At 62.8% G+C, this 15,803-nt stretch carries 14 protein-coding genes; 10 read left to right on the forward strand and 4 right to left on the reverse strand.

From position 1 onward, the window contains the following. The first annotated feature begins 35 nt into the window (after nt 1-35). A complete protein-coding gene (gene lgt, locus UC34_RS06185) occupies nt 36-926 on the forward strand; it encodes a prolipoprotein diacylglyceryl transferase (RefSeq protein ID WP_044454687.1) in 891 nt (296 codons plus the stop codon). A gap of 595 nt (nt 927-1,521) precedes the next feature. Beyond that, nucleotides 1,522-2,925 (forward strand): ion transporter, encoded by a 1,404-nt coding sequence (locus UC34_RS06190; RefSeq protein WP_157123054.1) that lies wholly within the window; start codon nt 1,522-1,524, stop codon nt 2,923-2,925. A 53-nt stretch (nt 2,926-2,978) separates the two neighbouring features. Here UC34_RS06190 and UC34_RS06195 read toward each other — a convergent pair whose 3' ends face one another. Continuing rightward, the gene (locus UC34_RS06195; RefSeq protein WP_044454691.1) at nt 2,979-3,650 is read right to left on the reverse strand and encodes a GntR family transcriptional regulator; all 672 of its coding nucleotides are present in this window, start codon (nt 3,648-3,650) and stop codon (nt 2,979-2,981) included. Between the two features lie 345 nt (nt 3,651-3,995). On the opposite strand from UC34_RS06195, the gene dctP reads away from it, so the two are divergent. The 7 genes from dctP (at nt 3,996) to UC34_RS06230 (ending at nt 12,425) form a co-directional block, all read left to right on the forward strand. Further along, nucleotides 3,996-5,042 carry a TRAP transporter substrate-binding protein DctP gene (dctP, locus tag UC34_RS06200; protein ID WP_044454693.1) on the forward strand — a complete coding sequence of 349 codons (1,047 nt, stop codon included), beginning with the start codon at nt 3,996-3,998 and terminating at the stop codon, nt 5,040-5,042. After that, nucleotides 5,039-5,647 (forward strand): TRAP transporter small permease, encoded by a 609-nt coding sequence (locus UC34_RS06205; protein ID WP_044454695.1) that lies wholly within the window; start codon nt 5,039-5,041, stop codon nt 5,645-5,647. The genes dctP and UC34_RS06205 overlap by 4 nt, the downstream gene beginning before the upstream one ends. Further along, nucleotides 5,644-6,987: a TRAP transporter large permease gene (locus UC34_RS06210; RefSeq protein ID WP_044454697.1), complete on the forward strand. Its 1,344-nt coding sequence runs from the start codon at nt 5,644-5,646 to the stop codon at nt 6,985-6,987. The genes UC34_RS06205 and UC34_RS06210 overlap by 4 nt, the downstream gene beginning before the upstream one ends. Nucleotides 6,988-7,037: 50 nt before the next feature. Beyond that, on the forward strand, nt 7,038-8,588 hold the full coding sequence (locus tag UC34_RS06215; RefSeq protein ID WP_237165252.1) for a malonyl-CoA decarboxylase domain-containing protein: 1,551 nt from the start codon (nt 7,038-7,040) through the stop codon (nt 8,586-8,588). Nucleotides 8,589-8,604: 16 nt separating this feature from the next. Next, nucleotides 8,605-9,405 carry an enoyl-CoA hydratase/isomerase family protein gene (locus UC34_RS06220; protein WP_084070393.1) on the forward strand — a complete coding sequence of 267 codons (801 nt, stop codon included), beginning with the start codon at nt 8,605-8,607 and terminating at the stop codon, nt 9,403-9,405. A gap of 63 nt (nt 9,406-9,468) precedes the next feature. Then, nucleotides 9,469-11,001, forward strand: a complete 1,533-nt coding sequence (locus UC34_RS06225; RefSeq protein WP_044454699.1) for a malonate--CoA ligase — start codon at nt 9,469-9,471, stop codon at nt 10,999-11,001. 203 nt (nt 11,002-11,204) lie between these two features. Further along, complete coding sequence (locus UC34_RS06230; protein ID WP_044453341.1) at nt 11,205-12,425, forward strand: ISL3 family transposase; 1,221 nt, start codon at nt 11,205-11,207, stop codon at nt 12,423-12,425. An 83-nt stretch (nt 12,426-12,508) separates the two neighbouring features. Here the strand turns inward: UC34_RS06230 and UC34_RS06235 are convergent, their stop codons facing one another. Further along, complete coding sequence (locus UC34_RS06235) at nt 12,509-13,216, reverse strand: SIMPL domain-containing protein (RefSeq protein WP_044454701.1); 708 nt, start codon at nt 13,214-13,216, stop codon at nt 12,509-12,511. Nucleotides 13,217-13,370: 154 nt separating this feature from the next. Then, on the reverse strand, nt 13,371-13,841 hold the full coding sequence (locus UC34_RS06240; protein WP_044454703.1) for an EVE domain-containing protein: 471 nt from the start codon (nt 13,839-13,841) through the stop codon (nt 13,371-13,373). 226 nt (nt 13,842-14,067) lie between these two features. Between UC34_RS06240 and UC34_RS06245 the strand changes: the two genes are divergently transcribed. Continuing rightward, nucleotides 14,068-14,856, forward strand: coding sequence for a hypothetical protein (locus UC34_RS06245; RefSeq protein WP_052810917.1), 789 nt, complete (start codon nt 14,068-14,070; stop codon nt 14,854-14,856). Between the two features lie 239 nt (nt 14,857-15,095). On the opposite strand, the gene ompA is transcribed toward UC34_RS06245, so the two are convergent. Then, nucleotides 15,096-15,761, reverse strand: a complete 666-nt coding sequence (gene ompA, locus UC34_RS06250; RefSeq protein ID WP_044454704.1) for an outer membrane protein OmpA — start codon at nt 15,759-15,761, stop codon at nt 15,096-15,098. Nucleotides 15,762-15,803 lie beyond the last annotated feature (42 nt).

Consider the following 15,803-nt stretch of genomic DNA (forward strand, 5'->3'; position numbering starts at 1 on the left):
GGAACTTTTTGTTCACGACTCCATTCTTCTGATCCATGCTGATTCATCCTCAATTCGATCCGGTTGCGATTCACCTCGGCCCGCTCGCGATTCGCTGGTACGGCCTGATGTATCTGGTCGGCTTCATTCTTTTCCTGCTCGTGGGACGCTTGCGCGTGCGCCAACCGTCCATCGCGGCGCAAGGCTGGAAGGCGCAGGATCTCGACGACATGCTGTTCTACGGTGTGCTCGGCGTGATTCTTGGCGGTCGTCTGGGCTATGTGGTCTTCTACAAGCTGTCGTTCTATCTTGCGAATCCGCTCGATATCTTCAAGGTGTGGGAAGGCGGCATGTCGTTCCATGGCGGCTTTCTCGGCGTGCTCGTCGCGATGTGGCTGTTCACGCGCCGTCGCGGTCACTCCCTGCTCGAAGGTACCGACCTGATCGCGCCAATGATCCCGCTGGGGCTTGCCGCAGGGCGCCTGGGCAACTTCATCAACGGGGAACTGTGGGGGCGTGTCACGTCGCCCGATTCGCGCTTCGCCATGCTGTTCCCGCAAGCCGCTGCCGAAGACGCGCAGTGGGTGTTTGCCCACCAGCAGGCGATGTCCGATCACGCATTGGCGATGGTCTTCGCGCAGTTCCATGGCCTGCCGCGATATCCGTCGCAACTCTTCGAGTTTGCCCTCGAAGGTGTGGCGCTGTTCGTGCTGCTGTGGTGCTTCGCGCGTCGCGCGCGTCCGGTGGGCGCGGTCTCGGGTATGTTCCTTGTGGGCTACGGCCTGTTCCGTTTCCTTGCCGAATTCACGCGCGAACCGGACGCCTTCCTGGGCCTTCTGTCGTTCGGCCTGTCGATGGGGCAATGGCTGTCGTTGCCGATGATCGTGGCGGGCGTGATCATGCTCGTGTGGTCGTATCGGCGAGGGCATGTGACGTCGGCGGCATAAATGGACATCAGGCGACATAGGGCGACATAAGGCGACATAAGGCGACATAAGGCGACATAAGGCGGCAGCATGAGGTGAGCCGCCAGCGAACACGACCCTGGCGAGGTCATGCGCCATCGAGGGTCCTGTCAAGGTCGGCGGGCCGCCGGAGAATGCTCCGGTGGCCCGTTGTCTTTTCAGGGAATGATCCCGTTGTCGTTGAGTCGATTTCTGCAGGCTGCCCGTGCGTGTCGTGGATAAGCTGTCGGCGTTTTGCACGCGGGCGCACGTGCCGAAGCGAACCGGTACGGCGTGATGGGTGCGCTGGACATCACCGGGATTTCACATGGAACCGACGGGGAGATGGCAGGGATTCGGCACGATGGCCGGCCTGAGCGAACGGGTAGCGCAATACCGCGGTGATCGGCCGGGGCGATCGGATCAACCGGACCGCGCTAACCAACACGGCGCAGGCGATGCCGCGCATGTCCCGGGCGCGCTTCCCGATTTCACGGGAGCATCGCACGGTGCATCCGTAGCGACATCCTGCACGATGCGACCGACGATGCGAGCGGGGCGACTTTCGCCGCGGCGTGCCGAAGGGGAAGGCGCACGCATGACACGACTCGCGAGCGACCTGACGCATGCGCGCCAGAGCCCGCCGGTGCAGATCGCGGCGCGCTTTTCCCATCCGTTCGAGCGACGCCCAAACTGCGCGCCGACAACGCTGCGTCCCGAGGACGTGGCATCGATTGCGCGCAGGACCGCGGACGTTGCGCACCTGCTGCGAATGCCGCCGCAGGCGTGGACGGCGCAAGATCTGCAATCGCTGGATGTCGAGCCAGTGACGGCGCAAGTGTTGATGTCGCACTTGCGAAACACGCCGCTCATGTCTTCCGATTTCCTCGTTCAGACCATCGACGAGACGATCGACGTCGAGTCGGCGTTGCTGTTCCTCGGGCACGGTCTGGACAAATACTATGCGCACGCGTATCAGTCCGACGCCGGAGACGGTGCGGCCGTTGCCGTGTTGATCGGGCAGGCCATCGCGGAAAGCCGGCTCGCCGGGTTGCCGCGCACCAGTGATGGCGAGGGCAGCTTCGTACAGGGTCTGCTCGACCTTTTCTGCGGGCGGACTCACTTGAGTCCGACGGGAACGGGTAACGTCGCGACGGCACTGGCGATACTGCTCGAAGGTGGCGCAGGCGATGACATGGGGGCGTTTGGCGGTGTGCCGCCGCTCATCTATGCCCTGTCCCGGCAGGTGCCGCGCTGCGTGCTTGACGTGCTGATCCGGCATGGCGCCGACCCAAACGAAGCGCTCGCATGTGCGGATGCGATAGCGCCCGCGTGTGCGAGGGACTTTCGGGTTGGCGCAACCGCCATGCACCACGCTGCATTTGCCGGGCGCCGCGAGGCGATGGCGGCATTGTTCATGACGCACGGGGGCCGTCTCGATATCCCGACGCCCGACGGGTACACGCCGGTCGCGGTGGCCGGCGCCACGGCCTACCCAATGCCGGGGCCGTGTGCAGGCCTCATCGCGCGAGCGATTTCGGCGCGTGACGCCTGGATCTCGACCGACACCGACCTCGTTCGCCGTCGGGTCAACGGCGAACATCTGGCCGAGGTGCTGGCGACACGTCTATTGGAAGCGGACAGATCGGCAACCACCGCCGAACTGGAACACTGGCTGTGGGCGATGGACGCGTTACGCGCCGATGGCTGCGACGTCATGTCCGTCGTCGAGAGCGCCCCGGCACATGGCGGGCCGACCTATCGCGCGCGCCTCTACGACATGTTCCTGGCGTGGTACGGCGACAACAGCCGTGAGGGAAGTCCGGTCATGGACGAGGGCAAGATCGAGGCGGCCGTGTGCATCAACGAATGGATGGAGGAGCACACGAGGTATGACATTGCGCCGAATACGCGAGGGGTTTCGCACCGAAAGATTCTGCGCGCCACCCTGGCGCCCCTGCCCGGCGACCGGGGCGTGCACCCGGCAAGCGTGCTGCGCTGACGGAACCGGCGACCCGACATCGTGGCAGCGTCACATCGTCGCCGGTGTCCGGTTTATCCGGTCTTGCGCGCCAGCGCGTGCAACGAGGCCATCAGGTCGGCGAACCGCTCGCCTTGCACCGTGACGTGGGCGCGCAGGTGTTCGGATGCTGCGTCGGCGTCGCCTGCCTCGATGGCGCGAAACACGGCGTCGTGTTCCGAGAACGACTGATGCGGCCGGTCGCGCACGCGCAGTTGCAGGCGCCGGTACACGCGCAGACGGCGGTGCAGTTGCAATGCCGTTTCCTGAAGATAGGTGTTGTGACTGGCCTGATAGATGAGCGCATGGAAATGCGCATTCACTTCGTAATACGTGTCGATGTCCCGCGCCTCGGCGGCCGCCCGGCTGGCCTCGTGGGTCTCACGCAAGGCTTTCAGTTCGTCGTCGGTAATGCGTCGCGCTGCGAGCCGCCCGCACATCGATTCCAGTTCCGCCATGACCTCGAACATCTCGCATAGCCGCTGCGGATCGATCTGCGAGACGACTGCGCCGCGGCGCGGCCGGATCTCGATCACTCCCGATGACGCCAACTGAATGAGCGCCTCTCGCAACGGGGTCCGCGACACCCCGAAAGCAGTCGCCAGTTCAACCTCGTCGAGCCGCATACCCGGCGCGTACTCGCCCACGGCGATGCGCTCCTCGATCGCCTGTCGCAGCGCTTCCGATCGCTTGGGTTTTACGGTCATGACGCTCTCGCTCGGTCAGGTTTCGATCCCGTGAGACGGGGCCGCAGGGGGATGTTGCCAAAGTAGCGCGCGAACCCCGCGTTGCAGATCGGGGTAAACACCAAAATTGTATTTTTATGTCCGTCAATTTGTATACACCGTGATGGATTGACTATACGATTTCATTCCGAGAGCGGCAACTCACGCACTCGAAACATCAAAACAATGCAGTCATCCGTACATGCAGTGCCGGCGTTCCGGTGGTGCACCCGACGCGCGATCTCCAGGGTTCAGGAGGCACGTGACGGGCGATGTCAGGCACCGGGCTTCGCTGGTTCTTCACTGACAGAAGTGACAGGAGACGCCATGGAGACAACCCCTTCCCCGCTGCGGCGGCAACTCATGCTGGGCGCCGCATCGGCGTTGGTCACCAGTGGTCTGGCCAGCCCGTGGGGCGGCGCATTCGCGCAATCCGGCCCACTCAAGATTTCCCATCAATTCCCCGGCGGCACGCTGACCGAAGGCGATTTTCGCGACCGGCTCTGTCGCAAATTCGCGCAGGAAGTCGAGAAGCGCACCAACGGTGCGCTGAAATTCCAGGTCTACCCGGGTAGCTCGCTCATGAAGACCAACGCCCAGTTCTCGGCGTTGCGGCGCGGCGCGCTCGATCTGTCGCTTTATCCACTGCCCTACGCGGGCGGCGAAGTCCGCGAACTCAATATCGGTCTCATGCCTGGACTGGTGACGTCCTATGCGCAGGGCACCGCCTGGCGTAACGGGGAGATCGGCAAGGTGCTCACCGATGTGCTCGCGGAAAAGAACATCGTCATCGTGAGCTGGGTCTGGCAGGCCGGTGGCGTTGCCAGTCGGGCGAAACCGCTCGTGGCGCCGGAAGACGCCAAGGGTCTCAAGGTGCGCGGCGGCAGCCGCGAGATGGACATGATGCTCAAGGAGGCCGGTGCTGCCGTGATTTCGCTGCCGTCCAACGAGTTGTACGCGGCAATGCAGACCGGGGCGATGGATGCGGCCATGACCTCGTCGACCAGCCTCATGTCGTTCCGACTCGAAGAAGTGTCGAAGCACTTGACCACGGGACGCAACAAATCCTACTGGTTCATGCTTGAGCCGCTGCTCATGTCGAAGCAGGTCTTCGACAAGTTGCCCAAGGACCAGCAGCAGGTCATTTTGCAGGTCGGCGCGGAACTGGAGTCGTTCGGCACGGAAGCGGCCAAGGCCGACGATGCGCAGATCGCCAGCGTGTACACGAAGGCCGGCGCAAAAGTGTACGACCTCGACGAAGCGACCGTCATGAAGTGGCGCGACATTGCCCGGCGCACCGCGTGGAAGGACTACGCGAGCAAGTCGGACACGTGCGCGAAGCTGCTCGCGCTTGCCGAGAAGGTGCCTGCATGAGTGGCGCCGTCGCGAGCGCCGAGCCGGTGGCGGCTCGCTCACGTGCGCTGCGGCGGCTCGACGCGCTCTTGCAGGCTGTGAGTCGCTTGCTGATGGTCGTGTGCATGCTGGCGCTCGTGGGCGCCGCACTCGTGCTGAGCTACAGCGTGTTTGCGCGGCACGTGCTCAAGCTCGCGACCGACTGGCAGGACGAGGCCGCCGTGTTCATGCTGGTCGGTGCGACCTTCGTCTCGGCCGCGCACGTGCAGCATTTGCGCGGGCACATCGGTATCGAAGCGATTACGACGCTGCTCTCGCCCCGTGTGAACCGCGTGCGGCGTTGGGTCGTCGACATCTTCACGCTGGCGTTCTGCGGCTTCTTCGCCTGGAAGTCGTGGACGCTGTTCTGGGAAGCCTACGTCGACGGCCAGACGAGCAGCTCGACGTGGGGACCGCCGCTCTCGATTCCGTACGGTCTGATGGCGTTCGGCATGACGTTGCTCTCGGTGCAACTGTTGCTGCAGGTCGCGATCGGGGCTTGCGAGATGAAGGCGGGCGTTGCCGGACATTCGGGGAATGCAGACGCTGGGGGACACACCCCCGATCGCACGGGAGGGCACGCATGAGCGAGCTCGGTATCGGATTGCTGTATGGGGGCGCCACGCTGGTCGCCATGTTCTCGGGCATGCCCATCGCCTTTGCCCTCGGTGCGGTGGCAGTGGCGTTCATGTTCGGATTCATGCCGGCGTCGTCGCTCGATACGGTGACGCAGAACGTCTACGAGGAGATGGCCAGCATTACGCTGCTGTCGATCCCGCTTTTCATTCTGAAGGGCGCGGCGATCGGCAAGTCGCGCGCAGGCCAGGATCTGTATCTCGCGCTGCATGCGTGGATGCGACGGATTCCGGGCGGGTTGGGCATCGCCAACGTCTTCGCCTGCGGCCTGTTCGCGGCGATGGCGGGGTCGAGTCCGGCGACGTGTTCGGCTATCGGCAGCGCGGGAATTCCGGAGATGCGTCAGCGCGGTTATTCGCCGGGATTTGCCGCCGGCATCATTGCGGCGGGCGGCACGCTGGGCATTCTGCTGCCGCCGTCGATCACCATGATTCTTTACGCGGTGGCAGCGGAGCAGTCGCTGGGGCGTCTCTTTCTCGCCGGGATCGTGCCAGCCTTGCTGCTGGTGGGGTTGTTTTCCTGCTATGCGGCCTGGCGCTACCGGAAGGAGTACGCCAGTGCGCAGGTCGCGCTCGCCAGACACGGCACACCGTCGCCGTTCCCGACCGAGCCGCCTGCCACGCTCCGCGAAAAGCTGGCATTGCTGCCGCGCGTTTTGCCGTTCGTGACGCTGCTCATCGGCGTGATGGCGGCGCTCTACGGGGGCTATGCGACGCCGTCGGAGACGGCCGGGCTCGGAGGATTGCTCGCTTTGGCCCTCATCGCGGTGATTTACCGCATGTGGCGTCCGCGCCAGTTGGCGCCGATTCTGACCGGCACGTTGCGCGAGTCGACGATGTTGATGTTCATTATCGGCATGTCGCTGCTTTATTCCTACGTGATGAGCTATCTGCACATCAGCCAGTCGGCCGCGCAATGGATCGTGGGATTGCAACTGTCGCGCTGGGTGCTGCTCGCCGCGATCTTGCTGATGGTGGTCGTGCTGGGCTTCTTCCTGCCGCCGGTGAGCATCATTCTCATGACGGCGCCGATCATTCTGCCGCCGCTGCGCGCGGCGGGATTCGATCTGGTGTGGTTCGGCGTCGTGATGACGATCGTCATGGAACTGGGGTTGATACACCCGCCCGTCGGTCTCAACATATTCGTGATCAAGAACACTGCCCCTGATATCGCGTTGCGCGACATCGTCTGGGGCGTGATGCCGTTTGTCGTGCTGATGATCGTGGCCGTCGTACTCATCTGCCTGTTGCCCGGCCTGTCGCTGTGGCTGCCGGACCAGTTGATGGGGTGATGGCGCGAGTCACAATGCCTTGAGAGGAAGCCATGAAGGATGAGCCGATCATGTCTGCAATGTCCGCCACGTCCGCTCCGGTGTCGATGAGTTCGTCATCGGGTTCGTCATCGGGTTCGTCATCATCACCCGGCACTGCCGCCGCCGGGCGCGGCGCGCCCGACACTGTGGCGGAGGTGAGCGCACCGGTGCCTTCGCCGAAGCCGTCGCTGGGCGAGCGGCTCGGGCAATGGTTCGGTCGCGGTGGCAAGTCGGGCGGGCAGGGCGGCGGGCCGAAGGACGGCAAGGTGGTTGCGGCGACGCTCTCGGCGCGTGCCGAGAACGCGTTGCGTCGGCAACTGACGCAGTGCCTGTCCGCACGGCTGACCGACTCGTCGGCCAACGAGGCGGCACGCGAGTTCATGACGCGATACTGCGCTGCGTCGCCCGCAGAGCAGTTGGCGCTGCTCACGGTCGTCGCCGACATCTGCGCGAGCGACGGCGAGGCCGGTGGCGACGCGAAAGCGGGAACGGAGGGAAAGGAGGGCAAGGACGCCAACGCCCCCCGACGTGCCGCGACCGGATTGGCCGGTGCGCTGGGCAGTGCGCGCGTGCGGTTCCTCAAACGCTTCAACGCACTGCCCGATGGCTTGCCGTTTCTCGTGCGCTGGCGCGCGGACATGCTGCATCACCGCGCCGCGCTGCCGGGACTCGCCGCCCTCGAAGAAGACCTCGGCAGTCTCTTCTCCACATGGTTCGACGTCGGCTTGCTGGAACTGCATCCCATTACCTGGGACTCGCCGGCGTCGCTGCTCGAAAAACTCATGCGCTACGAAGCCGTTCACGAGATTTCGTCGTGGGCGGATTTGCGTAACCGGCTCGATTCCGATCGTCGTTGTTATGCCTTCTTCCACCCGCGTATGCCGCGCGAGCCGTTGATTTTCGTCGAGGTGGCGTTCGTGCCCGATATGGCGGCGGACGTGCACTCGCTGCTCGACGAAAAAGCGCCGCTCGAAGACCTGCGGCGCGTGCGGTGGGCCATCTTCTATTCCATCTCGAATACGCAGCCGGGCCTGCGAGGCGTGAGCTTCGGCAACTTCCTGCTCAAGCGCGTGATCGACGAATTGCAGATCGACTTCCCGAAGCTGCGCAACTTCGCCACGCTCTCGCCGATCCCCGGGTTCAGCGACTGGTTGAGGCAACTCACGGCGCAGGCGCTCGCGCAGGTGCTCGGTCCCAAGCGGGTGAAATGGCTCGCGCAGGAACCGTCGCTGGCCACGCAGGCCTCCGGTGCGCAGGTGCTGGCCTGGTTGCAGACAGCGCCCGAGCGCAAGAGCGTGCAGACGTTGCAGCGTTCGCTGGGCGAGGCGCTCGCGGCGCACTATCTGGCGCGGGAGCTGGTTCGCGGGCAACCGCGTGATCCGGTCGCGCGCTTTCACCTCGGCAATGGGGCGCGTGTGGAGCGCATCAACTGGCACGCCGATCTTTCGAAGAAGGGCGTCAGGCAGTCATGCGGCATGATGGTCAACTATCTTTACGCGCCGGACGAGCTCGACGCCAACCTGCAACGCCTCATCGACGGCGAGCCTGCCATCGGGCGCGCCGTGGCGCGCCTGTTGTGAGCGTGCCAGGAACCTCATGGAGACACGTGTGAGCGAAGTTCTGCGCGACGACAGCTTGCTTGACGAGGGATTGGTGACACTGACACTGTCCAACCCCGGCAAGCTCAATGCCATCTCGGTGGCGATGTGGCAGGCGCTGCGCACGCATATGCTGACGCTCGACGGCGATTCGCGCGCGCGGGCCATCGTCATTCGTGGCGCGCAAGGCAACTTCGCCGCCGGCGCCGATATCGAGGAATTTCCGACCGAGCGACACAGTTACGACGCGCTGCGCCGCTATCACGGCGAGGTGATCGGACCGACGCTGGAGGCGCTCGCGCGCTGTCGTCACCCGAGCGTGGCATTGATCGAGGGCGTGTGTGTCGGCGGCGGGCTCGAGATCGCGGCGCATTGCGATCTTCGCATCGCGGCGCAGGGCGCGCGTTTCGGGGTGCCGATCAATAAACTCGGTTTCCCGATGGCGCCGGGGGAATTGCGCGGCGTGCTGGCGCTCGTCGGTCGGGCCGTCACCCTGGAAATTCTGCTAGAAGGCCGCGTGTTCGGCGCAGCGGAGGCGAAGGAGAAGGGGCTGCTTACCCGCATCGTCGAGGACGAAGGGGTGGAGGAAGCAGGCTACACTTGCGCCCGGCGCGTTGCCGCAGGGGCGCCGCTCGCCGCGCAGTTGAACAAGTGGCTCATTGCGCGACTGGCCGCGAACGTGCCGCCGCTATCCGAGGCCGAATGGCAAAGGGCGTTCTCCTACTGGGACTCGCACGATCACCGCGAAGGCGTGAGCGCGTTCCTCGAGAAGCGCCCGCCCGACTTCCGGGGCCGCTGAGCGCAGCGCGCCTCGTCACCATTTCTTGACGACGCTTTCATTGTTCTGAATCCGGTTCTGTTTATGACGCAAGACGCCAACCTCTACCGACTCTTTGCCGAACGTTTTCCCGCCGACAAGGCGGCGTGCGCCATCGAGACCCCCGAAGGGCTTTACTACAGTTGGGACGATCTCGAGCGCGCGAGTGCGCGTATTGCGAATCTGCTCGCCAGTCTGGCGCTAAGCCCGGGGGCCCGCGTTGCCGTGCAGGTCGAGAAGTCGCCCGAGGCACTGCTGCTGTACCTCGCCACGTTGCGCGCGGGGCTCGTCTATCTGCCGCTCAATACCGCCTATCGCGAAGCCGAGATCGCGTACTTCGTCGAGAACGCCGAGCCCGATGTGGTGGTGTGCAGTCCGTCGAACTTCGGCTGGGTGTCGAAGATCGCCTTTACCAACGGCGCAAAGCACGTCTACACGCTGGGCGACGACCGCACCGGCTCGTTGCTCGAGCGCGCGGCATGGTTCGGCGATACCTTCGAGACGGTGCCGCGTGCGCCGGACGATCTGGCGGCGATTCTCTACACGTCGGGCACCACGGGACGCAGCAAGGGAGCGATGCTCTCGCACGGCAATCTTGCGAGCAACGCGCGCGTGCTGCATTCGTTCTGGGGGTGGGGCGAGCGCGAGGGCGGGGACGTGTTGCTCCATGCGTTGCCGATCTTTCATGTCCACGGACTGTTCGTGGCAAGCCACGCCGCGCTGTACTCGGGCAGCAAGATGATCTGGCTGTCGAAGTTCGACGCGCGCGAAGTGCTCCATCAGTTGCCGCGCGCGACGGTCTTCATGGGGGTGCCGACGTATTACGTTCGCCTGCTTGCGGAGGCCGGGCTCGATCGCGAGGTGTGCCGCCACGTGCGCTTGTTCATTTCGGGCTCGGCGCCGTTGCTGCGCGAGACGTTCGATGCGTTCAGACAGCGTACGGGACACACGATTCTGGAGCGTTATGGCATGTCGGAGACGGTCATGCTGGTCTCCAATCCGTATCACGGCGACGCGCCGGCGGTGCGCCGCGCGGGCACGGTCGGCGTGCCGCTGCCCGAGGTGAACGTTCGCATCGTCGGTGACGACGGCCATCCCAGCGCGCAAGGCGACATCGGACACATTCAGGTCAAGGGGCCGAACGTGTTCGCGGGGTATTGGCGCATGCCGGAGAAGACGGCGGAAGAGTTCACCGACGACGGATTCTTCAAAACCGGCGACGTTGGCCGAATCGATGAAGACGGCTACGTGCATATCGTGGGTCGCTCCAAGGACCTCATCATCTCCGGGGGTTACAACGTCTACCCGAAGGAAATCGAAGGCTTCATCGACGAGATGGACGGGGTGGCCGAGTCGGCCGTGATCGGCGTGCCGCATCCGGACTTCGGAGAGGCGGTGGTTGCCGTGATCGTGCCGCGCGACGGTGCGCAGGCGCCCGATGAGCGCGCCGTGATCGATGCGCTCAAGCAACGCATCGCCAACTTCAAGGTGCCCAAACGTGTGCACGTCGTGAACGAGTTGCCGCGCAATACGATGGGCAAGGTGCAGAAGAATCTGCTGCGCGACCGGTTCAAGTGACGGACTTGCGACACGTTGTGCATGACGTGGTTCGGTTCGTGGCACTGCTGTGCGACGATGTGCCGCACAGGTGTCCGGCATCGGGGAGACGCGGGCCGGACATGAAAAATGCCGCCTTTTTTGGGGTTCATCGTGGAAAACCGTGGAGGTTTTCAAGGCAATTGATAATCTGACGCCAATAGAGACGGTGTTCGGAGGAGCAATTGCTAGATCGAAAAGCGCTGGAAGCCCTCGGTTGCTGGACGGGATACCGAGTTGAGCGAGTGGAGTGGCCTTCGCAGGACAGTCGGACACTGTCGTTGTATCTGAAGCCATTAAGCCGAGTGATGCTGTGCGAGCAATGCGGCAAGCGTTGCTCGCAGATCCACGAGACGACGGTGCGCCGGGTTCGGGATCTTCCCTTGTTTGAATATCGAGTGGTGCTGCATGTGCCGCGTCGTCGGCTTTGGTGCGAGCACTGTGGTGGCCCGAGGCTGGAGAAATTGGACTGGCTCGGGCGCTACCAACGGGTCACAGCGCGCTTTGCCAAGGCCTGTGAAATTCTGCTCAAGTCGACCAATGTCCAGGCCGTTGCAGCGTTCTACGGTTTGGATTGGCATACCGTTAAAGCGATCGACAAAGCGAGTTTGCGAGCAAGCATCGCCGAGCCGGATTGGACACAGGTTCGATATTTGGCGATGGACGAATTCGCTCTGCACAAGGGCCACCGTTACGCCACGGTGGTGGTCGAGCCGCTCAGTCGGCAGGTGCTATGGATTGGGAATGGCCGTTCGCGTGAAACTGCCCGAGCCTTCTTTGACCAGCTTCCCGAGGGCGTTGCAGAGCATATCGAGGCTGTTGCCATCGATATGACAACGGCCTACGAGTTGGAAATCAAGGCGAACTGCCCGCAAGCCGAAATCGTCTACGACTTGTTCCATGTCGTTGCCAAATACGGACGCGAAGTGATCGACCGGGTCCGAGTCGATCAGGCCAACCGACTCCGAGATGACCGGCCAGCACGCAAAGTCCTCAAATCAAGCCGCTGGCTGCTCTTACGCAATCAAAAGAATCTACGGCCGGAACAGTCCGTGCACCTGAGTGAGCTGCTGCAAGCCAACCAGCCTCTGTTGTGCGTCTATTTGCTACGAGACGAACTCAAGCGACTGTGGTTCTACCGAAAGCCAGCTTGGGCGCAAAAGGCATGGGAGCAGTGGATTACTCAAGCCAACGACAGCGGTATCGCTGCGCTGAAACTATTTGCGCAGCGCCTGCAAGGCTATTGGCACGGCATCCTGGCCCGCTGCCGACACCCACTTAACACCAGCGTCGTTGAAGGCATCAACAACACCATCAAGGTCATCAAGCGCCGGGCATACGGCTACCGTGACGAGGAATATTTCTTCCTCAAAATCCGCGCAGCTTTCCCCGGCAATCCACGATGAACCTTTTTTGGGGCGGCATTTTCGTTGGCGCACTGACATGTTTCGTCCGAAGCGGACGAAACATGTCAGGCGAGCAGCATGCGTTACTTCATCTGCACGGTGCCCGAGACGGTCACGGTCACTTGCGTCTTGCCGCCTTCGAGTTGCATCGGCGGCGCGGCATCGGCGCTTGCGCTCATGGCCATCGCCTTCATCGCGTAAGGGCGCGGCATGACAGGGGCGTTCGTGCCGACCTGCACCTGGCGAATCGTGTATCCGCTGTAGCCGAAAGCCTTCACATTGCTCTGCGCCTGGTCGCGAAATGCCTGAATCGCCTGATTGGTCAGCTCGGCCTGCGTCTTCTCCTGCGCTTCACGCGAGAGCGAGAACGACACGCCATCCATTTGCATCTGGTCCGATATCTGACTGGCCAGGCGCGATGCGGCGCCGAAATCCTTCGATTTCATTTGCAGCTCGGTGCGGCCGCGCCATGCGGTGATCTTGCCATCGCGGTTGGTCGTCGGATAGAGCGAGACGTTGCCGGTCTGCACTTCAACGGCGTTCTGGCTCTTGGCGACGGACATCGCCTTGTTCGCCTTTTGCGTGAGGTTGCGCGACACGGTCGCGGCATCCGGACCTTGCTCCTGCGCCGACATGGTGATGTGAACGGTGTCCTGCTCGACCTCCTTCGTCGCATGGGCTTCGAGGCCCAGCACGCCCGAGACCTGACGGTTCGACTCGTCACCCGATTGGGCATAGGCGGCGTTGGCGGCAGTCGCAATCAACAGCGCTGCGGCGAGAGACTTGCGCATAGTTTTGTCCTTTTTCGAATGTAAGTTCGCATCTTGCGGCGAACGTTTGACCGGCTGCCGACCTGCGCTAGTGGGTACGCACTATGCGTGAGCCGGCAACGTTATACAGACGCTATCGCAACAATTTTGGTTCCCCGCGGATTCTTCCGGCGCGTCAGGCTCTAAGTAAGTGCTTGCTAATGTATTTCCAGTGTTCGGGGGCGACAGGCGTGATTGAAAGTCGATTGCCGCGCGCGAGTACCAGCATGCCTTCGAGCGCCGGTGTCTGGCGCATTTCCGTAAGCGGGACGAGCCGGGTCTTGCGATCGAGCTTCACATCGACGAGTAGCCAGCGCGGCGCGTCGGGCGTCGATTTGGGATCGAAGTACGGGCTTTTTGGATCGAACTGCGTAGGATCGGGGTATGCCGTCGAGGCCACGCTCGCCAGTCCGGCGATGCCGGGTACCGCACAGCTGGAATGGTAGAAGAGCACACCGTCGCCGACGCGCATGTCGTCACGCATGAAATTGCGCGCCTGATAGTTGCGCACACCGGTCCAGGGCAGGGTCTGGTGTTTGGCGTTGGCGAGGTCGTCGATGCTCGCCTCTTCGGGTTCGGACTTCATTAGCCAGTAACGTTGCGTCATGAGGTTTCGAGGGTTGGGTTGACGTCAGACGGGGACGCATCGGGCATCGGGCAAACGGCCGGTGAACGTCGTGCGACCGGCCATAACGCGATGAATTCGCGTTGAAATCCTCGCTGAATGTTTGCCGCACTGCGATATTGGGCCAATTCCTATACTATGCCTTTGTGACCTTTGCGTGACGTTTCATGTACATGTTCAACCGCCTATGCCGATAGGAGAGTGAGTCATGGCAGCAGAGCCGTCTGTTCGTAGCAACGCGTTCATTTTCTATTCCCTTGCCACGGTGTCGTTCATCGAGACCAGTGTTCCCGAGTTCGTCTCTACGCTCAATCAGATGTATGGCGACGACGACGAAGTGCGCACGTGGCTTCAGGAGACCTGGCTGCCCGAGGAGGTCGAACACGGGCGGCTCGCCAGGGACTATATCGCACGTGTCTGGCCGGAGTTCGACTGGACACCGGCGTACGATGCCTTTCTGGCCCGCTACAAGCCCCGCTGCGATGTGCAGTACATGCGGCCATCGCTGGCGCTCGAAGCGTTATCGCGGTGCGTGACGGAGACGCAGACCGCCATGATCTACCGCTGCCTCGAATCGTACATGCCGGTCGAGGAACTCAAGCAGATGATGCATAAGCTGAGCAGCGAAGAGGTCGGGCACTACCGGTATTTTCGCAAGACGTTCGATCGGTACAACGCGATCGAACAGCACGGGGTGATCAGCCGGCTGCGCACGATGGTGGCGCGTAGCGAACTGGTGCGCGACGAGGACATCGCCTTTGCCTTCGAGCCGCTCAATAACTTCTGGCGCTGCGCGCCGCCGTTCGAGACGATGACCTGGGAGGCGTTTCTCGAAATGTCGGGCGACATCATGAAGCAGTACATGCCGGTGGAGGCGGCAACGCGCATGATGTTCAAACCGCTGGAGACCGGTTCGTGGTGGCGCGACCGCCCGGTCAAGGCGCTCATGTCGTTCATGGTCAAACGCCAGTATCCCCAGCTCGGGAGCGAAGCCTGACGGTGCGGCGGATCGCCCGTGGGGGGCGTCCTTGGTTCGCGCTCAGCCAGACCCGTCGAGGCGTTGCGATTTGGCACCGCTAGCAATGGACGTCAAACAGACATATGGCAGGACGTGAAGCGGGTGTGAAGCGGGTGTGAAGCGGCTGTGAAGCGGACGTGAAGCGAGATAAAACGGACATAAAACGGACGTAAAAAAACCCCGCCGAGGCGGGGTTTTTTCGTAGTCGGCGAACGTTATTACTTGTTCGTGCCGACGACTTCGACTTCCACGCGACGATCCGGTGCCAGGCACTTGATCAGCTGAGCACGGTTCTTCTGGTTGCAACCCGTCGTAACCGGGTTACGCTTGCCCTTGCCTTCGGTGTACACGCGGTTGGCTTCGACGCCCTTGCTGACCAGGTAGGCCTTCACAGCTTGAGCACGACGCAGCGACAGACGGTCGTTGTACTTGTCCGAACCGATACGGTCCGTGTAGCCCGTAGCAACCACGACTTCCAGATTCAGCGCCTGAACCTTGGATGCCAGGTCGTCCAGCTTCTGCTTGCCTTCCGGCTTCAGAACGGCCTTGTCGAAGTCGAACAGCGCGTCAGCTTGGTAGGTAACCTTCTGCGAGACCGGAGAAACCGGGGCCGGTGCCGGTGCCGGGGCCGGAGCCTGGGCGATGATCGAGCCGTCGCACTTGGCGTTGGCCGTCGCCGGGGTCCAGTAGGCATCGCGCCAGCACAGTTCGTCCGTGCCGTTCTTCCAAACCCACTCGCCGCTGCCGTTCACCCAGTTGTCGTTGACGGCTTGCTTCGAGGCCGCGATCGGGCCCGGAGCGGTCTGGACGTAGTTTTGGGCCATAGCCGAAGCAGCCATCACTGCGGTAGCTGCAACGATCGCGAGCTTAGCGAATTTATTCATATTTCTCCTCTCGAAATGAGATTACCGCAGGTTTACTGCGAG

It is taken from the genome of Pandoraea vervacti, assembly GCF_000934605.2.
GTDB classification, from domain to species: Bacteria; Pseudomonadota; Gammaproteobacteria; order Burkholderiales; family Burkholderiaceae; genus Pandoraea; species Pandoraea vervacti.